The organism is Microcoleus sp. M2_D5, from assembly GCF_036701935.1.
Classification (GTDB): Bacteria; Cyanobacteriota; Cyanobacteriia; order Cyanobacteriales; family Microcoleaceae; genus Microcoleus.
This window is the reverse complement of the sequence record NZ_JAUBRP010000043.1, coordinates 26,083-47,024: the sequence shown is the minus strand read 5'-3', so window position 1 is coordinate 47,024 and position 20,942 is coordinate 26,083. Positions and strand designations below refer to the sequence as shown.

The window sequence follows — 20,942 nt, the reverse complement described above, 5'->3', positions numbered from 1 at the left end:
AAGATAGAATTAGTTATGCTCAAAATTATTTATTTTCTGCCTGTTTGGCCCTGGAACCCTGGAACCCTCGAACCCTCGAACCCCCAATTGCACAGTTGCAATACCTAGATGTCATGTTGTGATTCCCCTCCTGTCGCTGGTAAATTGGTAGGGTGCAGGTATCTGGCCTCAAACAGAATGCGAGCGAGAGTTCCGTTGAGGGGCAGAAAGTAGGGTGCAGTCTAGACAATCGCAGAAATTCTTGCTCGTAAACCAGCAGCAGTTAGGCTAGGCGAGGAATTACCCGCCCGCCTTCATGTCCGCCCTCTGGCAGATAGCATTGGTTCTGAAAGTCAGAAGCCGTCAACAATCGGGATATGGCACGGAATTAATTTTAAATGCCAAGATGCTGGAAGTATGGGTGAGTTGAATCGTACAGAAACTTTGAGCGCGCTTGGAAATCTCGCGGGTAAAGCCTCTCAATCAACCTGCTGCTCGCGATCGGCTTTTTCCAACAAATATCACTTTTATGCCCCCTGATGTTTATTCCCTCCCTCAGTCAGGTCATCAACCGCAATCCCCTCACCGTCACCCCTGAGACGCCCGTAGAAAAGGCGATCGAGCTGATGAGTAGCACAGGAGCCAGTTACGTCCTCGTGGTAGAACCGCGCGGGAATTATCAACTCGGAAATCCTACAAACGGGACTTCCCCACAATCGCGGGAACAGTCGGGTTTCTACAACGGTGTACCGCGTGCGCTACACGCAGGAGGCAACGGGCTGCCTCTCAACGGCTCAAAAGCTCCCTATCCGGGCGGCCAGACAGTGCTGGGGATTTTTACAGCGCGAGATGTCGTACAGCTAAATTCGATCGGCGCTGCTTTGAGGGGATTTGCGATCGAGCAAATCATGATCAGAACCGTAACTGTAGCCCGAGAATCGGAAATTCCCGACTTTTTTGCCTTAGCTAATCTGCTGGAAAAAAATCAAATCGGCCATTTGCCCGTCGTCAGCGAGGCGGAAGAACTTGTCGGTTTAATTAGCTCTCAAAGCTTGGTGCAAGTGTTGCAGGAAATTGGGGAATCGACACCAAAAGCAATTAGCAGCGCTTCGCTACCTGCGGCTTTCGCGTTCCCTCCTCCGCTGCCAATTCTGCATCATAAATTAGAGCTGCCCGCAAGTTTAATTAAACTTTATCAAATCCCTCAAATAGCAGCCTCGCGAATAATTCACGCTCCTTCTAATTCTTCAGTTCGCTATTTGGCGCAACTGATGTTTAGACACAATGTTAGTTATGTATTAATCACTGAAACCCCCGATCGACACTCGAATGCTGCTGCTCAAAATTCCAAATTTACAAATCCCAACATTCACAAACTGATTGGCGTGGTAAGTTCGCGGGATATCGTGCAGTTGCAGGCCCTGGGAAGAGACTCTAACAAAATTAAAGCCGGAGCAATTTGCAGCAGTTCGCCGCCGCTGGTGCGATCGCACTCTAGCCTCGAAACAGCCGTCGCGCTGCTGCAAAAACACTACTGCCAGTTGCCTTTATTAGTCATCAACGAAACAAATCACCCGATCGGGATTATCAATCCTAAAACTATCCTTTTACAAGCGCTGGATTCCAAATCTCTGCATTCTGGCTTAATTGCTTTGCAGCGCCAGCTAGAATCTAGCAACGCTCAATACAAAAAACTCTCAGCAGAAATACAGCGGACAGCAGCAAATAGCCACGAGATGGCTGAAATTTCTCACCACAGTTTCGTAGAGCGGGAAAATCTCCCCCCGGCAGTCAACAATCAGGGGATTTGGGACTGGAATCTCGAAACAGATGAGTTTTTTTATTCGGCGCGGTGGCAAGAAATGCTGGGCTACCAAGAAGGGGAAATCTCGAATCGCCGATCGGAATGGTGGAGTCGCATCCACCGAGATGATATTGACTCGGTAAAGGCAGCTTTAGAAGAACACTTCGCCCAAAAGACACCGGATTTTGCAGCCGAATATCGGATGTACTGTAAAGACGGCAGCACTGTCTGGGTGCTGAACCGGGGTCAAGTTTTACGCAGCGCTACTGGCAAACCGCTGCGGGTAGTAGGAACTCATACAGATATTACTCTAAACAAGGAGTTTGAAGTCAAAAACCGCGATCGCGATCGGGATCAATTTCAACTATTTGACTCTTTGAAAGCAACAGTAATTTTCCAAATAGATGCGGCGGGGGTTTGGAAATTTCTCAACCAGGCTTGGACGGAAATTACGAATTTTTCGGTTTCCGAAAGTTTGCAAACTAATTTTTTAGAGTGGGTGCATCCAGATGAGCGCGAGCAATGTGCAAATTTATTGGAGTCTTTGCTGTCGGGGAAGTCGGAATTTGAACGGCGAGAACTCCGATTTAAGTCCAAGTCGGTTTCGGGGAAAAACTCCTTGGGAATTCACAGTAATTCCGGCTTTGTTTCCGTAGAATTATTTGCCCAAGTTCGGCGGACTTCGCAAGGCGAAATAACGGGAATTTTCGGGACTTTGCACGATGTCTGCAACCGCCTCGAAGGAGTTGAGGAACTGCGGGAAAGCGAGCGGGCAATTCGATCGCTCTACGAGGTAATGGTGAGCTCGGAAGGCTCTTTTGACGATCGAACGATGCGGTTGCTGGCAATGGGCTGCAGTCAGTTTGGGATGGATATCGGGCTGTTGGGCAGGGTTTTGGGCGATCGCTACGAAGTGATTGCGGCTTATGTACCGGAAGATTTTCCCTTTGGATTTGCTAAAGGAGACGGTTTTGCTTTGAGCAGAACCTTTGAGCGAGAGGTTTTGCGATCGAGCGAACCTATTTCTGTCGAATCAGCCGGCACTACTCAGTGGCGCAACCACCCCGCTTACAGCGTCCGCAAGTTGGAGGCTTTTGTGGGGACGAGGGTAATAGTGCAAGGGCGAATTTTTGGCACTTTGAGCTTTACTTCTGGCACCACTAAATCTCCTTTTAAACCGCTTAATTTTGAAATTTTAAAGTTGATGGGCAATTACATCGGCGCAGAAATTGCCCGCGAAGAGCGAGAGCGAACTTTGCAACGTCAGTACCAGCGCGTTTTACTACTCAAACAAATTACTCAAAAAGTGCGATCGACCTTAGATACTCAAGAAATTTTTCAGACTACCGCCACCCAAATCGGCCGCGTATTTGGTGTCAATCGCTGTACAATTCATACATATCTTTCCGAACCTTATCCCCACCTTCCTTGCGTCGCGGAATACTTAGAACCCGGTCACGAATCAGCTTTAGATTTAGAACTTTCTGTCACTTATAACCCCTACACAGAAAAACTCCTCGCTGAAGATATAGCCCTGGCGTCCCCCGATGTTTTTGCCGATCCTTTGCTGGAATCTTCGGGGCCGATGTGCCGCCGCATCGGATTAAAATCTATGTTGGCTGTTCGCACTTCCTATCAAGGAGAACCAAATGGAATTATTACTTTGCACCAGTGCGATGCAACTCGCCAGTGGAATCCCGACGAAATTGAACTGTTAGAAGATGTTGCCGCTCAAGTTGGCATTACCTTAGCTCAAGCACAACTTTTAGAAACGGAAGTTCAGCGACAGCGACAGTTGGCAGAGCAAAATGAAGCTTTGGAGCACGCCCGACAAGCCGCGGAAGTTGCTAACAGAGCTAAAAGCGAATTTTTAGCAACGATGAGTCACGAAATCCGCACTCCGATGAATGCGGTAATCGGGATGACGGGCTTGCTGCTGGATATGGAACTAACTCCAGAACAGCGGGATTTTGTGGAGACAATTCGTACCAGCGGCGATGCTTTGCTGACTATTATTAACGATATTCTCGACTTCTCTAAGATTGAATCTGGAAAATTGGATTTGGAACGCAGCCCCTTCGAGCTGCAAAACTGTATAGAAGAATCTCTGGAATTGCTTGCTCCGAAAGCATCAGAAAAAGGTTTAGAGCTAGCTTACTTTATAGATGATTCTGTTCCGAAAAACATTTTAGGAGATGTCACGAGGCTGCGCCAAATTTTGGTAAATCTGCTGGGCAATGCAGTTAAGTTTACAGAATCTGGAGAAATTGTGGTGTGCTGTACGGCGAGGCAAATTGAACAGGTAGCTGCTAAGAGTTCGCCAGATAGAATTAATATTCTAGATCCACAACCGCTAGCAATTAACCGGGGAGAGTTGGCACGTAGCAGACAATACGAGATTCAATTTGCTGTCCAAGATACGGGAATTGGCATTCCGCCAGACCGGATGGATCGCCTGTTTAAAGCTTTTTCGCAGGTGGATGCTTCGACAACGCGACATTACGGCGGAACGGGTTTGGGGCTGGCTATCAGCCAGCGTTTGAGCGATATGATGGGCGGTACAATGTGGGTTGTCAGCCAGGTAAGTCCGGCAAGTTCTAAGTCTCAAGCGGCCGTTTCTGCGATCGGACAAAGTATCGCTGGAAGGTCGCCTGCAGAATTTACTCCGCCGTCGATATCGGGTTCGGGTTCGATTTTTTATTTCACGGTGACTGCTGAAGCGAATGACATCCGGGCTGAGGAAAAAAGACCCGAATTTGCCGCTGGTAAGCGCTTGTTAATTGTTGAGCATCATGCCATTAACCGGCAAGTTTTGATCCGGCAGGCAGAGTCTTGGGGAATGATACCCGTGGCTGTAACTTCGGGTGCTGAGGCTTTGGAAATCATCAAAGGAAACTCGCCGCTCGATTTAGCTATTTTGGCGATGAATCTACCAGATATGGACGGTGTGGCTTTGGCTGTGGAGATTCGGAAAATTGAGCTGAGCAATTTGTCGGGCGGCGACGGTCAAAATCCGAATGTCATCGTTAACAACCCTCGCAAAATAGCACTGCCTTTGGTGCTGTTTACTTATTTAAGTAAGGCGGAAGTTTGGAAAAAACTTGAAACTACAGAAGTACATTTTTCGGCTTTTTTAACTAAGCCTTTAAAACAGTCCCAGTTTTATAATGTGTTGCTGCAAGTTTTTGGATATGTTACTGGCAGAAGCGGCAGGGGAGAAGTTTCAAATGTGGTGACTGTGACTTCGGGATTGAAGTATTTTGAAAATTCTCAAGAACAGCACCGCGTGCAGCGGACGCCTGCTGTTTTGAGGCAGGTTGCGGCGAATTCTGCCGGACAGGATGCAGCTAATTCTAGTCAGATTCGGATTTTGCTGGCTGAGGACAATGTGGTGAATCAAAAAGTCGCTACGCATTTACTCGACAGGATAGGATATCGGGCTGATATTGCGGCTAATGGGTTGGAGGTTTTGGAGGCGCTGAAGCGGCAATCTTACGATGTTGTGCTGATGGATGTGCAGATGCCGAACATGGATGGGTTGGAAGCGACGCGCCGCATTTGTCAGGAATGGCCTGCTAAGAAGAAGCCGAGAATTATTGCGATGACTGCTAATGCGATGCAGGGCGATCGCGAAAAGTGTCTGGAAGCAGGTATGGACGATTATATTACTAAGCCGGTACGCCGGGAAGAGTTGGCGATCGCCTTGAGCAAGTGCTCACCTCTGATTCGGGATGAATTGGATGCGGTAACAGAGGAAAAGAATCAAGATATTTCTAATCGCATTGACAGTGATGCTGCGGCATCTTCGAGCGTTCAACCTGGAGCGAATTCGCCGATTGATTTTCATATTTTGCAAAATCTCCGCGAGCTAGACGATGAGGAAGACCCGGATTTTTTGGGGGAACTGATTAAGATATATTTGGTAGACGCACCGCAACATTTAGAAACTATTAAGGAGGCTATTTTTCTCGGCGATGCTGATAGTTTGAAGCTGGCTTCTCACACGCTGAAGTCGAGCAGCGCCAATTTAGGAGCTGTGTCTTTTTCTGCAGTTTGCAAGGAGTTGGAGTATATGGGTCGCTTGGCGGTTGAGTCTGGAGGGGAACAGGTTTTTGATGTGAGTACGGCGCGCGATCGCCTGTTGGAAGCCCAAGCGGAGTGGGAAAAGGTGCGGGCGGCTTTTGAGACGGAATTGGAAACGGGGAAGTTGCGATCGCAAATAGGGTAATTGCTAATTGGTAATTGGTAATTGCCAATGGGGAATTGCCGTTACCGATTACCGATTACCGATTACCAGAATAGTTATTTAACTTTCACCTAAATAGGCTTTGCGAACAGTTTCATTTGACTGCAAATCACTAGCAGTACCAGCGACTACAACCTGACCAGTTTGGATGACATAGCCGCGGTGGGCTACACTTAAAGCCATGCGGGCGTTTTGTTCCACCAGCAAAATAGTTGTTCCTTCAGCATTAATATCGCGGACGATCGCAAAAATTTGACTGACTAACATCGGTGCCAATCCCATACTCGGCTCGTCCAATAATAACAAGCGGGGGCGCGACATCAAAGCCCGGGCGATCGCCAACATTTGCTGTTCCCCGCCGCTGAGAGTTCCTCCTTTTTGACTAATTCTTTCTCGCAAACGGGGAAATAAATTTAATGCTTTTTCCATATCCGACTTGATACCGAGAGTATCGTTGCGGAGATAAGCACCCATTTCCAGGTTTTCTTGCACCGTCATGCGCGGAAAAATCAACCGCCCTTCGGGACTTTGAGAAATCCCCAAACGGACGATCGCCTCTGTAGATAGTGCTTCTAAAGGCTTTCCCTCAAATAATACAGTGCCGATTCGCGGGCGCAGCAGTCCTTGAATCGTGCGGAGAGTCGTCGTTTTCCCCGCCCCGTTGCTGCCGATTAATGTCACAACTTCTCCCTGCGAGACTGTTAGCGATACTCCTTTGAGAGCGTGGATATTTCCGTAGTAGGTGTGAATGTCTTTAATTTCTAACATGATTACTCTTTCTGCTTTGTGCCTTTTTATATTATCCCGACTAATTATAAAATTTTATTGCATTTATTTAAAATCAAGCTTTTCTATAGTAAACAGTAATTTTACTTAGATCGAGACCCGCCCAAGCTCCCATACAATGTATTTTTAGTAGCTGTGGCGATCGACTTTACATAATTTTTACTTAAAAATACGATTTCTTGACAGTAGCTTTACAAAAATCTCTAAGTAAATAGGTAGCATTGATACGTAAGCGAAACCAACCGCTACAAGTTACCAATAACAGCACTTAAAATGTTTCAAATTTAAGGAAATTTACCATGAAATTCAATCACATTAGTGGAGCGATCGCATTTTTATTAGCAACTCCTTTAGTAACCAGCTTGAGTGTAGGTATTGCGCCCAGCCGTGCTGCCACAATAGCCGGTTCTGCCGCAGCAGTAACGATTGACAACTTCAGTCACACCCCGACTGACAGAGGTACATCTACTAATACTAACACTCAGACAATAGCTAACAGCGGTGCAGTCATTAGCCAAGCGAACGCTGAGGCATTTTTTATATCTAACTGTCACGAATTGCTGGCAACAAATCTCTCGCAAAGTGAAGTCACAGGCAGCGGGAATAACTATTTGGGTGTAGCCCAAAGTCAAGCAGCAGTGTTCGGCGACTTCTCTATTAATGCGAGAGAAACTTTTTCCTTCACTGTTCAGACTCTTTTACATCTTGTTACATCTGTTAGTAATAGCCAATTAGAACGGGCTAGCGCCCAAAGCAGCATATCTTTTTCATTAATTGACACTGTTTCTAACATTCTTTTAGAATCCTTTGAACTTGGGATCGGTTTGCACTCTTTTAAAGCCCCGGAATTGAGTTTGTCATACAACCTCGCCGGAAACTTTAATCCCACACAAATTAATTTTGCTTTTTTGGCTGAAGGTAATACAAAAAGCCTGAGTTTGTATACTTCGGGAGTGTATTCGCGGACTTTTGACAGCACCACTAATTTAAGATTAGTAGAAGTTAAGAACAATATGGCAGTGGCACAAGCGCAACCACTTTCCAAAGCCGAACCAGTTCCAGAACCTACTACTATATTAGGCACTGCCCTATTTTTCGGTTTCCTGGTCAAGGGGAGAAAATTTAAGAATCAATTCTCTGAAGTTAAATCAAAAGTTTAGGAACGATCCAAAACATCTAAGGATCGTCAATTAAATAATTTCCCTTTTTTATTGTGGGATGGGCCTGAAAGCCCGTCCTTTCTGGGCGGGCTTTCAGGCCCATCCCACAACAGTCATGAAAAGTGGATTTTATTTAATTCTCATCCCTAAGTATGTCAACTATCGCTGTTAGATAGGCGACTTCTTTAATAAGAAGTCGCCTATCTAGTTATTCTATACTATCCATGTCCATCTTCTTCTTTTCCCAAATATGCCTCAATCACGCGAGGATCGGCGCGAACTTGATCGGGAGTTCCCTCAGCAATTTTAGTACCGTACTCCATAACACTCACGCGATCGCTAATTCCCATTACCACTTTCATATCATGTTCAATCAGCAAAATACTCAAATTCAACTCATCGCGAATTCGGTAAATAAAGCGAGTTAAATCAGCCGTTTCGTTCGGGTTCATCCCCGCAGTAGGTTCGTCCAAAAGCAACACTTTCGGATCGGAAGCCAAAGCCCTCGCAATTTCCAATCTGCGCTGGTCGCCGTAGGAAAGGTTTTTTGCCAACTCCGACGCTTTAGCAGCACCTAAACCGACAAAATCAAGCATAGTCAAGGCTTTTTTCTTAGCTTCCCGCTCTTCTACAATCACAGCCGGACTGCGGAGGATTGCACCCAACAAACCTGTTTTTAATCGGCAGTGTCTACCTACTAAAACATTATCCAGCACAGTCATGTTGTTAAACAAGCGGATATTTTGAAAAGTTCTAGCAATGCCGAAAGTTGTCAGGCGATCGGGCGGCAAACCCGTGATATTTTTATTTTCAAGTACCAACTGTCCCCCACTCGGTTTGTAGATACCCGTCAGCATATTAAAAAAAGTAGTTTTGCCCGCACCGTTGGGGCCGATCAAACTGGCGATCGATCCTTTTTCCAAGGTTAAACTAACCTGGTTGACGGCAGTCAAACCACCGAATCGCATTGTAAGTTGCTGTGCTTCTAATAGTGACATTTTGGTTGTGATTCCTAATATTAGTTAAGCGGTTATAGCTCGGATTCTATATAATAATACCAAATCGGCTCTGTTAAAGTGCGTCAGCTTGGCTGTGGTGGGATGCTCGTTACCACAGGGAAAGATTTGGGGATCGGAATGCGTTACAGAAAGTCTTGGGCTAAGCTTCATGACTGCGTTTCGGTTTAAGGTTTCCCCTTGAGTGTAAGGACAAAAAGGGTGGAAAATTAAATTACACTGCTAGTTTTTCATGGGTATGGACTACTCTAGTAAGAGGGAATGTAGAGGCCGGAACTATGATAAAGCTTGGTTTGCTGGTGCGATCGCGAAGCGTCTCCGCAGAAAAATCGCCAAACAACGACTTCGGAATCGGAAAAGTTACCGAGATATCTTACTCTACAGCAACAGTTGAATACTTCTGCTCAATTGGGCAACGCCTTGAAAAAACCTTACCCTTAACTTCGCTTTATAGAGTTCAACTCCCGCCTCAGACACGATGCTACATCCAGCCAGAAAGCCAGGATACATGGATAATTGGCCGAATTTTTGACTGGGACGAAGACAAAGGTCAGTATCGAATCGACCTACCCGATAAAAAGATAGCATTAGTTGCTGAACAGGAAATTTACGTTCGTTGCAACCTACCCATCGATGACCCCATCGAAACTCTAGCGATGAAAGGTCAGGAAACGCCCTACTTTCACGATCGACGTTTAGCTTTTGTCCAGTGTCTCATCGAACAACGCGCTGTCAGTCGCGGGATGACAGGGCTGATTTCTGCCAATATTGACCTTTATCCTCATCAAGTTGAAGTTGTCCGCCGCGTACTCGAAGACCCCATTCAACGTTACCTCTTAGCTGATGAAGTTGGACTGGGAAAGACGATCGAAGCAGGTGCTATTCTTCGCCAGTATCTCCTCGATCAACCGCAGGGACGTGCAGTGGTGCTTGTACCGCAATACCTGCGGGAACAGTGGCTTCAAGAATTAGAACATAAATTCTATCTCTCTGACTTGGACAATCGTGTCCAGGTACTTGCAGTAGAGGATGTCGATCGAGTCAGCCCGAATGCCGATTTGGGCTTCCTGATTTTAGATGAAGCACATCATATTGCAGCAATGGCGACCTCTTCAGATTCGATACAGCGCAGGCGTTTCCAGACTTGCAAACACCTCGCTCATAAAAGCGATCGCCTACTTCTATTATCTGCAACTCCAGTTCTCAATCACGAGCAAGATTTCCTGGCGATGCTGCACCTACTCGATCCGATCACCTACCAGCTTGATGATTTAGAAGGTTTTCGTGCGAGGGTGAAAAACCGCCAACAAATTGGTCGAGTTTTACTCTCATTTAAAGAGAAAGCAAATCCGTTTGTGCTTAAAACTAACCTCAACCAACTGCGAAACCTTTTTGCTGAAGATAAATATCTGCTAAATCTCGTAGACGAATTACAAAATTGTTTGGTTTCTCCAGAAACACTCCCCGCCGATCGAGATCGAATTGTGCGATCGATTCGCACCCACATCAGCGACACCTATCGGTTACACCGTCGAATGCTCCGCAACCGTCGCGCTGCGGTGGAAGATGTAATTTTTGCCCGAAATGTGACACCAAAAGTAGAGTATGACTTAGATGAGCGATCGCCCCAAATTCACGAACTCATCGACGAATGGCGCACCGTCGCCCCCAAAGAACAACAATATCAGCACCTTTTCCTGCTTTTATTCCGTGCTGCTGGTACTTGGCTGGGAATCTTACAACAGATAGTTGCAGTCCGTTTAAGTTGTATCTCCCATCCTGACATCATTCAGGAGTTTGGGATTGATAGCGCCAGAATTTTGACGGAAACCCCTCAATTTTCAGGAGAAGCAGAAATTATGCAATCTTTGCAGCGAATTATTCAAGAACCTTCTTCAGAAGGCGATCGCATCGAATTACTCAAGATAGTTCTACTTTATCATCTGTCAGAATGTTTGAAACTTCAATCTTATCGCAGCAACCTTGATAGATTGCTGGAACAGGTGCAGCAGCGAATTCGCCGCCCGATACCGGGAGATACCCTACCAAAAGTTATCATTTTCACCAGTTTTATTCAAACCGGCGCTGAGATTGTCCGGTGCTTATCAGGTACTTTCGGTAGCGGAACTGTAGCTAGCCATCAATTAGGGATGAAACGCTCTGATGTTGAAAAAAACCTCGCTCGCTTTAAAAATGACCCCAATTGTTTTATCCTAGTGTGCGATTCCTCTGGTGAAGAAGGCCGCAACTTCCAATTTGTGAATTGGATGATTAATTTCGATATTCCCTGGTCGCCAAATCGTTTAGAACAAAGGATTGGCAGGATCGATCGCATTGGTCGCCGGATAAATGTTCAGCTTACACTATTTGCGGGTGCAGACTTAGAGGATAGCCCTCACAGTGCTTGGTATGAATTATTAAAAGATGGTTTCGGCATTTTTAATCAATCAATTGCCAGCCTTCAGTTTTATGTAGATGAAAAACTGCCGGAACTGGAAACAGTGCTGTTTCAATCTGGTGCTAGCGGACTCTTAGAAAAAATCGAGTCAATCCGGGAAGGAATCGCTGGGGAACAAGTTAAAATTAGCGAACAAAACGCTTTAGATGAAATTGATGCTCGGGATGAAACTGCTACCGAATATTTTAAAGCTTTAGATGATTGTGACGCTCGCCATCAGGAAATCAAACGAGCAACTGAAGACTGGATTTGTCAAGCGCTACTATTCAAGGCAATTGACGATCTGAATTTAGAAAAAGTGCAGCATTATCAACATACTGCGCGCACTTTAATTCCCGTTCACGATCTAAGAACTCACTTTGCCGATTGTAGAGAACTATCTGGTACTTATAACCGGAGAATATCAACTCAACATCCTGGTGTCAATCTCTACCGTATTGGGGAAGGATTTGTGGAAGCGCTAGCATCTTACATTCATTGGGATGACCGAGGTCAATCCTTTGCGATGTGGCGGTGCGATCGCTCTTGGGATGCTGGAGAAGGGATGGAATGGTTCGGTTTTCGCTTTAATTATGTAGTCGAGGCTGATTTGGAATTAGCCCAGCAAGTTTTAACAGATTTTGAGCTGGAGCGAAGTAGATTTGTATCTGTGAAACGGCGCGCTGATGCGTTATTTCCTCCGATATTAGAGACAATTTTTATTGATGCTCGCTACGAACCAATGAGCATTGTTGAAGATGAAGCTGTTTTGAAGATTCTCCAAGGTTCGTACAAGGGTAAAAGTTCTCATCCCTGCCGAGATTATAATTTAGCAAAAAGTCGATTATCGGTTCTCAATGAGTTTGTTGATGAGAGTAAGTGGCGTGATTTGTGCAGTCAGGCGCGTGAGACTTCGGAAATACTGCTGCGCGATCGCACTTCTTTCATCGAACTCTGCGAACAGCGCGCCCGAATCGCTGACCAGAAACTAGGAAATAGACTAGACCAACTGCGGCTGCGCCTCAACCGACTGGCTGAAAGCGCACAAACTTCGCATTCTTTACTAGCCAAGGAACTTAACATAGAAACTGCGTTAAGTCAAGCTATGTTAGAAGGGATTCGCTATCCCCGAACCAAGCTTGATTCTGTAGGATTCATTGTAGTTTCTGGGCGACCTCCGGTTGAATCTCAGGAAGGGGGAGATGAGTGATGGCTGATTCTTTTCAAAAGCTCAGAGAAATTCTCCAAACAGGTAAGATTCCTGCCGATACAAGTCAGTTTTCAGAAGCCTGTTACAAGCGCTTGCGGGAAACTTTGGGTGCTGCGGAAACTTCTTATGCGCCGGGAATGGGAGATATTGCGGCTCTGATCCGTCAGGTTCTGCGGCGGGAATACGAGCAAAAGGGCGGGATACCCCCAACTTTGAAAGTACCTCGGACTTCTCTTTTTCCCGATCGCGAAATGTGGCAGCAAAGCGGTATCGATATTTTGAGCGAACGTGCGGATTACTATCTGATTAGCGCTCATCCTTGGCAGCCTGATTGGCTAGATTTTTCCCAACAATATCCCCCAGACAAACCCGTATTTGATGAGAAAAAACGCCGCAATTACGAGCCAGTAGAGGGAGATCCGTTTCTAGAATTGGTGAATTTGCAGAAGTATCGGAGTGTAGGGCAACGTGAAGCAATTCGGGCTGTTTTGACGGCTCCTGACAATTCGACACTCGCCATTAACCTGCCTACTGGATCGGGGAAAAGCCTTTGCGCTCAACTGCCGGCGCTGGTGCGATCGCAAAATGCTGGTGTAACAGTTGTTGTAGTGCCAACTACAGCACTAGCCATTGACCAGGAACGAGCTTTAAAACCTTTTGTGAATCATGCCACTGCCTATTATGGCGACGAGTTTGGGCAAGGACAAGAGAGACGGCAGGAAATTCGCGATCGCATCCGCAACGGCACTCAGCGCATCGTTTTCACCTCACCCGAAAGCTTGATAAATTCTCTCGCACCTGCTCTTTACGAAGCCGCAAAATCAGAAATGCTGCGGTATTTCGTAATAGATGAAGCGCATATCGTCGAACAGTGGGGCGATGAATTCCGCCCCGCTTTTCAAGAACTCCCAGGTTTGCGAAGAGATTTGCTGCGCTGGACTTCTTTTACAACTTTATTGCTGACTGCAACCTTAACAGAATCCTGTTTAGATACCCTAGAAACTTTATTTGGTAAACCCGGCACTTTTCAAGTGATATCTGCCGTACAGTTGCGACCGGAACCGTCTTATTGGTTTGCTTGGTGTCAAAGTGAAGAAATCAGGAAACAGCGATTAATTGAAGCAGTTTATCATCTTCCCCGCCCTCTGATTATTTACGCCACAACGCGCCAAGATGTGAATCGATGGAAACAGGAGTTATTGTTGGCTGGATTCAAACGGTGTGCGATGATGACCGGGGAATCCAGTTCAGAAGAACGCTCTCAACTGATTGAAAATTTGCGCGAGAGACGAGTTGATATAGTTGTTGCTACTTCTGCCTTCGGATTGGGCGTGGATCAGTCAGATATTCGAGCCGTGCTTCATGTCTGCATCCCAGAAACTATCGATCGCTTTTATCAAGAAGTGGGTCGAGGAGGTCGAGACGGCAAAGCAGCAATATCGCTCACCTTACATACCACTCAAGACTTAGACATTGCAAAATCGCTTAATGACAAATCTGCCATAACGATCGATCGGGGATTTCAGCGGTGGAAAAGTATGTTTTTGAGGAAAGAAATTCTTCCCGGTGGGCGGTTTCGCGTTCCCGTCAATATTCCTCCATCCTTACAACCAGGAGACATTGACATGAACAGCCAACAGAATCAGGCTTGGAACATCCGCACTTTAACGCTGATGAGTCGATCGGGTTTAATCGATATTGATGCCGATGAACCGCCGCGAAGAAGAAATTTTAAATCGGAAGCAGCTTATAACGAAGCTTGGGAACTGCACAGAAAGTCCCGGTGTATCCGCATCCGAGATGAATCGCACCTCAACCGTCAAACTTGGGAACATAAAGTAGAGCCAATTCGCCAACAGCGCCAAAACTGGAGCTATAAAAACCTGCAATTAATGCGCGAGTTTTTGCGGCCGGAACGCTGTATTTCCGAAATCTTTGCTGAAGCTTACACTATTCCCGCCCGTGTAGTCCCAGAACCGAGAAAACAGGTGATAGTTTCTCGTACTTGCGGTGGATGTCCTGTTTGCAGAAAAAACAGGGAACCAGAGTTTTCGGGAATTATACCCGCGCCATTACCTGTATGGCAAAAACCGAAGTTTTTTGTAGGTGAAAAACTCAAATCCTTGCTGGGAGAAGATAAGTTAATGCTCGTTTTCTATGAGTCTCTTGAATCTCAAAGCTGGAAACTCCAAAGCTCTAAAATTTTTAACTGGTTAATCGAGCAGGGAATTAATAATCTGGTGGTGACCGATGAATTTCAGAGTATATTGATAGCAGAAACAAATGGAATTGCCGATGCTTGTATATTTTTGTTTGGAAAATACGAACCCATGCTGATGCCGCGCATTCCCACCCTGATATTTCATCCGCCCGGAAAGGCTATCCCTCACAACTATCTGTCACTCAACAGAACTTCTGACGCGCCGTTGATTATCATGCTTCCTGTAGATACACCCGATCCCAGTCGCAATGACCGCAAGCTGATCGAGATTTTTTCAGGCAGATACTTGATGTTTAACCAGTTTTGCAGGGAGGTTAATTTATGAGCGTCTTAAAAACTGCTTTGGCTACTCCTAGCAGAATGCGAGGAATATTTAGATATTTACTTCAAGCACCCAAACAGCGCGAAAACAAGGAAAAACTCACTCGGCTGCTTTCTCCCGATCAATTGTCAGAAGGGAGAAACAAAAGTGCCGAACATCCGATGTTTGATGCTGCACTGCGAGAAAGTATCAAGTGTGGCTTATTAATCGCAGACAATGAGGATATTGCTATAAATTTTGAGCTTCCCGAAGCATCTCGACATCTTCAGACAGGTGATAAATTGTTGCCCGATACGCTGATAGAGCTATTATTTGCTGCTGATAACAAAGATGAAGAAGATTTAGGTCGGTTAATAGCATGGTATTTAGCACAGGATATTTATGAGGCTCCCGATACATGGGAAAAAGTAGAAAAGCTTGTCGCAGAGCAGGGAGTTGCTGAGTCTTTAGATTTGAAAATATCCAGCAATACTCTGTCTGGTCAAGTAGAGGACTGGATGTGTTATTTAGGGTTTGCTTGGAGCCATGCTTCAGATTCAAACAAAAAACTTGTTGTGGCTGAGCCAACTGCTTATCTCAGACGAAATTTAAAGGATTTATTTCAAGGAGAAGCAAAAGCTAAACTTTCAATTCGAGATTTTATCGATCGCCTAGCTAAAAAATGTCCTCTGTTTGAAACAGGCAAATTTCGAGAACAGGTTGAAGAAAAAATTGGTGGTCGCTTACCAAATCACTTATCAACTAGCACGGCTTTTGCCTTATTCCGCCTTCATGATGATGGTTGCATCCAGCTTGTAAAAGAGTCGGATGCCGATTTATTCATCTTTCCAAGTGGAGACAAAGAAGCAGGATTTTCTCATATTATTTGGACGGGGATAGAACAATGACTTTTACAAAGTTTGTTTGCTGGGATGTCGATCGCGTTCGCCGCGTAATGGGTGTGGAGGCTACGCAAACTCCAGATAGTATATTTCTGGCAACTCACCATCCAATTGCCATGTACCGCCAGGAACTTATCGATGCACCGTCGCGAGTTCCCTACAGTGAGGAACAATTTCTGAAAGACTTTCTCGCTGAAAAAGATTTCGCTTTCGTGCCAGTTTTAGGCAGTTCTGGGACGGGAAAATCTCACCTGATTCGCTGGCTAGCTGCGAATATTGAATCGACCCAAAAGCGCCGAGTTTTGCTCATACCCAAAATTGGAACGAATCTCAAAGATATTCTCAGTTTAATATTAGAAGGGATGGCAGGAGCAACCTTCGATGAATACCGGCAGCGTTTAAATCGAGCCACTAGCACCTTGACTGAAGCACAAGCGCGGGAACAACTGCTGAATCAGCTTGCGGCTGCTGTTGGCCCAAATGGTCGGGGCGATCGCACAAAACTGTCGGACGTGGAAGATTACCTAGTTGGTGCTGTTGATTCTTTCCTATACGATCCATTTTTCCGAAAAGAATACTGGCTAAAGGATGGGGGTATTATCCATCAATTAGTTATCCACATTCTCGGACAGCGAGATACGGTAGAAGTTGTGGAAGAACGGAGGCATTTTTCGCTAAATGACTTGCCTCTCAATGTTTTAAACTTGCAAAAAGCTGGGCAGTCTGCGCGGGAATTTTATAGCTTACTCATCGGCGATGAGGATATTCAAAGGGCAACTGTAGATTGGTTGAACCGACATTTAGATGAAGCCATAGCTCAGGTTTTGAGCTTGGGGCGGGAAGATTTACAAAGATTGATGGGGGAAGTTCGCGAAACTTTAGCCCAACAAGGAATAGAGTTAGTTTTGCTGATTGAAGATTTTGCTAAATTGCAAGGCATCGATCGCGAAGTTTTAGAAGCAGTTTTAGCGCGACCTCAACAAGCGGGTGGCAAACATTTGTGCGCGATCCGAACGGCGCTAGCTTGTACTACGGGCTATTTTGACAGTTTGAGGTTAGATACTGTAAAACAGCGGATTACTTTTAGCGTTAATCTTGACCTTGGCACAGTTGGCGAACAATCTTTAGTGAATTATGCAGATATCAAACAATTTGTGGGTCGATATCTCAACGCCGTGCGTTTGGAGGATAAAACAATTCAAAATTGGTGGGCTGACTCTCGCAATCGCGAAGGTGCGGATCGAGAATCTCTACCTAGTGCTTGCAATGAATGCGAACATAAATTAGCTTGTCATGCAGGTTTTTCAGAAGCAGACGGTTTTGGTTTGTATCCTTTTACGCCTGAAGGATTAGAACAAATGCTTTATAGAGTCAATCCCGGCAATTTTAACCCTCGGATTTTGATTAAAGATGTTCTTAAGTGGACGCTAGAAAATTCTGCTGCTGATATCGAGGGCGGAGAGTTTCCTGCTATTTCTGTGCGAGAACACTTTGGCAAGATGCGGCTGAGTGCAATTGTTCAGGGAGATATTCAAGCGAAAGATCCAGAAAATTGCAATCGCCGCCAGATTCTCCTAGATTTGTGGACGGATAGTAACGAGCTTTGCGATTTGCACCCAGAAGTTCACTCTGCATTTGATATTCCGGCGCTGGGGGTGAAGGTTCAGCCTACAAAAAAATCATCATCTATTTCGGGTGCTAAAGAGTCTAGGTCTTCTGTTAGTAAGTATCAAGTTGAGTCACAATCTCACACTAAAAAAAATCTGACAGCAGCCGGACAAGTTCCCGACAAGCTGACTAGGCAAAAAGAAATTCTTGATAGGTGGAACAATCAAGAATTTCTCCCGCAAGATATCGCTGGGGAACTGCGGCCGTTGATTTACTCAGCTATCGGCGAGCGGCTCGAATGGGATACGGAAATGCTGCTTAAGGGGGTTTTTGCTAGTAGTGGGACGACATATTTTAAAAGCAGAAATATTACTTTTTTTAGTCCAAAAGTGACGAGGGAGACGATTTCGGGAGTTAAACTATCTCTTCCTCTGAATCCTGATGATGCAGATGAGTTTCGGGAAACGGCGATCGCCTTTCAAGGTATGTTGCAATACAGCCATTACAAGCATTGGAAGTTCCCCGATGGAGCTCGCTACTTCCGCACCTACGCCAAACAACTGGAAAGATGGAGTCAGTATGTAGTTGAGCAAATTCGCCTGTATCCCCGCGAGTCTGGGGAACCCTGGAACCCTGTCCCTGCTGCTGTTGAGCTACTGGCGATCGCAGCAACAATGGCCGGACATCCTACAAATTCGATTGAAGATTTGATTAATAGTTTGTTTCTCGATTTAGAAGCAAAAGATTTAGAAACTCGTTCAGCTAGCTGGAAAAAGCTATTTAATAGCTTACAAAACCACCGCGAGGCTTTACTAGAAATTGTTAAAAGTCGCACGGCCTGCACAAAAGGAAGTTCTAAACAATTTCAGATTATTGATGTTGTACAAATCCTCGACCCATTGAAACAGGTTAGCAAATCTTGGCAACCTCAATCTAAAATTCCGCCAGATGTTCGAGAAAAGTTTCCCGAAATTAATAAGGCGCGTCAAGCTGCGGATGAACTGCTAGAAAAAGCGATTCAGGAAGAGTGCGATCGCCAACTTGCTGTTTATAATTTTCTAGTAGCTGAATTAGGGGAAGACATCAAGAAAAAAGATGTTACCGATTTAGTAAAGCGGGCGATCGGTCGCTCGACACAAGCTGGTGTATTTCGAGGCAGAAAGAGTGTCGATGACCTAACATCTGTATTGGAACAGTTTAAACGAGTTGGGCTTTCTAGCTATTTAGAAACAATGAAGCGCGTGCAAACTGAGAAAAATAATCCCGATAGTAAACCGGGGAAGTTGCTTAAGTATCTCAGCGAAAATCATCAAAAAGCCATGACAGAGGCTTCCGAATTTGTCGGCAGCACTAACAATTTTCTTGAGGCTTCTATAACCGAGGTGAATAACCAAATTGAAGTTTTAGAAGTGTCCGGTGGTGCAACAGTAGAATCTTGCCATAGGGCTATTCAAGATGGATTGGCTAAACTGCGAAATCTAATTACTGACATTAAAGATAGATAATATGCTTCTAGAAAAATCCACTCAACTGATTGACTTATCTCAAAATAAAATTAATCTTCAGACCTATGCAACCCATCTTCAAGGTTTTCAATCTCGACAACAACAAATAGAGCAAGCTGTGGCTATAACTCTACCTCTCGTTCAATGTTTGAGAGCTTTTCGTAAAAAAGGAATTGCCAATGTGGATTTAACTCAAAAGGCTGAGATTCTGCTGACATTTATTGCTAATGTTGAGTCAAAATTTAAAGAAGATCCTGAGTGGATTATAAATAATGAAAATTTCAACGAAAAAAATTTCACTTCTAGGATAAAACAATTGCAAAAAGCTCTGGAAGAGCAACTCAGTCAAGCTTGGTGGCGCTACCGAAATCAAAATAGGCCAAGCGCTAATAATGAAATCCTAAATTTATTGGATAAAGTTTCGGCATTTAAGTCAACTGTCCAACGGATTAGAAGTTTAGATTTGCAAATTCTGGAATCAAACTCAATTCCCCAAAGCAGTGAGGATTTTGAAAGAGTCGATCGGCTAATTGAGGAATTAAAGCAGTGCTGGGATGGCTTAAATGCTGATGAGGTTCCTGAAGCAGTGCTTCGTTTTCTGAGAGTGGCTGCTAATGAGGGTGCTACCCTGGAACTTTTAACGCCAGAGGTAAAAGATTGGTTGACTAAACACCGTCTGATTGATTCTTTACGAATTCGCTTCACCCAATAAATGGTTTGCGATTGTCCCAGAAATCACTGACGCACCCTCCTGCATTTTCTAGCGTACACACAAAGTGCGATCGTCTGTACTCTGCGGTGAGTCAGCAGCAAATTGTGTCAGTTGAGTCAAATCTCTTGACTGACGCCCCCTACTGCATTTTCTAAGGTACAAACAAAATAGAATTTGAAAAGATTAGATTCTAGCGAACGGCCAGGGCGATATTGTGCGTGTAAATCGGCAGTCGAAAAGTTTTCAATAACTTTGAGATTCAGTTCGTCAGCCAAAGTAGCAATCTTTTCAAACCCCGTAATCCACGGTGCATACATACTTTCGTATTTATCTATGTAATCATTGATATCTTGATACCCCGTCGTTCTCAAAATCACCTTTTCCGACATATAATCAAAGGACAATCGGAAATTATGAACCTTGTCGCGAATTTGTTCTAACACAAATATTACATCTTTTTTGTCAAGCAAAGTAGTGTTGCCTTCCCACAAGAAATATGTCGGTCGAGCGAAATCAAATTCGCTCTGTTTCAGCAAGGGGATTAAACCATCTTTTACGTAGTCGCCGGGAATGTAGCGAGCATTGGCAGTAACTTTGTTAGCTTTGAGAGTTTCTTCTTTTAATTGAAGAGTCGCCTGGTCGTCTATTTCAAAATAAATCACTCCTTCTCCATTAATTCTAGCGGCGCGAGTATCCAAACCCGAACCTAAAATAACTACTTGCTTGCAACCTCCTAAAATGTGATTTGACAAAACATCATCAAAATATTTAGTCCGCAACTTAACCATTTCTTTAGCGGCGGGAGAGTTTTGAGCTATTTTTGCAGCTACTTCTTTTGTTTCCTCGTTGAGCCAAATTTTTACTACATTATCAGTGTAAAGAGGAATTGCCTCTTCATTCTCTTCAGCTCTAAATTCCGCAACGATAAAAGCCGTACCAGTTACATTTTTCATGGCTAACCTTTCACCCTTACTAAGTAGTTGGTTACAAGTAAACATTAGATGGGGAGGGGAGTTTTACACTCGTAAACTCCCTTGTATCCTAGATTCTTAGCT

The 20,942-nt window shown here is 44.9% G+C and carries 10 protein-coding genes; 7 read left to right on the top strand and 3 right to left on the bottom strand.

What is annotated here, in order from left to right:
• The first annotated feature begins 518 nt into the window (after window positions 1-518).
• Entirely contained in the window at window positions 519-6,011 is a 5,493-nt protein-coding gene (locus tag QUA50_RS18435) for a response regulator (RefSeq protein ID WP_333265447.1), read from the top strand.
• 78 nt (window positions 6,012-6,089) lie between these two features.
• On the opposite strand, the gene QUA50_RS18430 is transcribed toward QUA50_RS18435, so the two are convergent.
• Window positions 6,090-6,797, bottom strand: coding sequence for an ABC transporter ATP-binding protein (locus QUA50_RS18430; RefSeq protein WP_333129289.1), 708 nt, complete (start codon window positions 6,795-6,797; stop codon window positions 6,090-6,092).
• Between the two features lie 317 nt (window positions 6,798-7,114).
• On the opposite strand from QUA50_RS18430, the gene QUA50_RS18425 reads away from it, so the two are divergent.
• Complete coding sequence (locus tag QUA50_RS18425) at window positions 7,115-7,975, top strand: PEP-CTERM sorting domain-containing protein (RefSeq protein WP_333265449.1); 861 nt, start codon at window positions 7,115-7,117, stop codon at window positions 7,973-7,975.
• Between the two features lie 218 nt (window positions 7,976-8,193).
• Here the strand turns inward: QUA50_RS18425 and QUA50_RS18420 are convergent, their stop codons facing one another.
• A complete protein-coding gene (locus QUA50_RS18420) occupies window positions 8,194-8,973 on the bottom strand; it encodes an ABC transporter ATP-binding protein (RefSeq protein WP_333265451.1) in 780 nt (259 codons plus the stop codon).
• A 296-nt stretch (window positions 8,974-9,269) separates the two neighbouring features.
• Here QUA50_RS18420 and dpdE point away from each other — a divergent pair, with 296 nt between their 5' ends.
• Genes dpdE through QUA50_RS18395 form a run of 5 tightly spaced genes read left to right on the top strand, consistent with a single transcriptional unit; the run spans window position 9,270 to window position 19,887 of the window.
• Complete coding sequence (gene dpdE, locus QUA50_RS18415; RefSeq protein WP_333262896.1) at window positions 9,270-12,638, top strand: protein DpdE; 3,369 nt, start codon at window positions 9,270-9,272, stop codon at window positions 12,636-12,638.
• A complete protein-coding gene (gene dpdF / locus QUA50_RS18410; RefSeq protein WP_333265453.1) occupies window positions 12,638-15,184 on the top strand; it encodes a protein DpdF in 2,547 nt (848 codons plus the stop codon). The genes dpdE and dpdF overlap by 1 nt, the downstream gene beginning before the upstream one ends.
• Window positions 15,181-16,068: a protein DpdG gene (dpdG, locus tag QUA50_RS18405; RefSeq protein ID WP_333265455.1), complete on the top strand. Its 888-nt coding sequence runs from the start codon at window positions 15,181-15,183 to the stop codon at window positions 16,066-16,068. Before dpdF ends, dpdG begins: the two co-directional genes overlap by 4 nt.
• Window positions 16,065-19,175, top strand: a complete 3,111-nt coding sequence (dpdH, locus tag QUA50_RS18400) for a protein DpdH (protein ID WP_333262905.1) — start codon at window positions 16,065-16,067, stop codon at window positions 19,173-19,175. The genes dpdG and dpdH overlap by 4 nt, the downstream gene beginning before the upstream one ends.
• 1 nt (window position 19,176) lies before the next feature.
• On the top strand, window positions 19,177-19,887 hold the full coding sequence (locus tag QUA50_RS18395) for a hypothetical protein (protein ID WP_333262907.1): 711 nt from the start codon (window positions 19,177-19,179) through the stop codon (window positions 19,885-19,887).
• A gap of 116 nt (window positions 19,888-20,003) precedes the next feature.
• On the opposite strand, the gene QUA50_RS18390 is transcribed toward QUA50_RS18395, so the two are convergent.
• The gene (locus tag QUA50_RS18390) at window positions 20,004-20,840 is read right to left on the bottom strand and encodes a class I SAM-dependent methyltransferase (RefSeq protein ID WP_333265457.1); all 837 of its coding nucleotides are present in this window, start codon (window positions 20,838-20,840) and stop codon (window positions 20,004-20,006) included.
• Between the last annotated feature and the right edge of the window lie 102 nt (window positions 20,841-20,942).

Bases quoted from the DNA above. Each gene is read 5' to 3' on its own strand.
- QUA50_RS18435 (WP_333265447.1), top strand. From the start codon at position 519: ATGTTTATTCCCTCCCTCAGTCAGGTCATCAACCGCAATCCCCTCACC.
- QUA50_RS18430 (WP_333129289.1), bottom strand. From the start codon at position 6,797: ATGTTAGAAATTAAAGACATTCACACCTACTACGGAAATATCCACGCT.
- QUA50_RS18425 (WP_333265449.1), top strand. From the start codon at position 7,115: ATGAAATTCAATCACATTAGTGGAGCGATCGCATTTTTATTAGCAACT.
- QUA50_RS18420 (WP_333265451.1), bottom strand. From the start codon at position 8,973: ATGTCACTATTAGAAGCACAGCAACTTACAATGCGATTCGGTGGTTTG.
- dpdE (WP_333262896.1), top strand. From the start codon at position 9,270: ATGATAAAGCTTGGTTTGCTGGTGCGATCGCGAAGCGTCTCCGCAGAA.
- dpdF (WP_333265453.1), top strand. From the start codon at position 12,638: ATGGCTGATTCTTTTCAAAAGCTCAGAGAAATTCTCCAAACAGGTAAG.
- dpdG (WP_333265455.1), top strand. From the start codon at position 15,181: ATGAGCGTCTTAAAAACTGCTTTGGCTACTCCTAGCAGAATGCGAGGA.
- dpdH (WP_333262905.1), top strand. From the start codon at position 16,065: ATGACTTTTACAAAGTTTGTTTGCTGGGATGTCGATCGCGTTCGCCGC.
- QUA50_RS18395 (WP_333262907.1), top strand. From the start codon at position 19,177: ATGCTTCTAGAAAAATCCACTCAACTGATTGACTTATCTCAAAATAAA.
- QUA50_RS18390 (WP_333265457.1), bottom strand. From the start codon at position 20,840: ATGAAAAATGTAACTGGTACGGCTTTTATCGTTGCGGAATTTAGAGCT.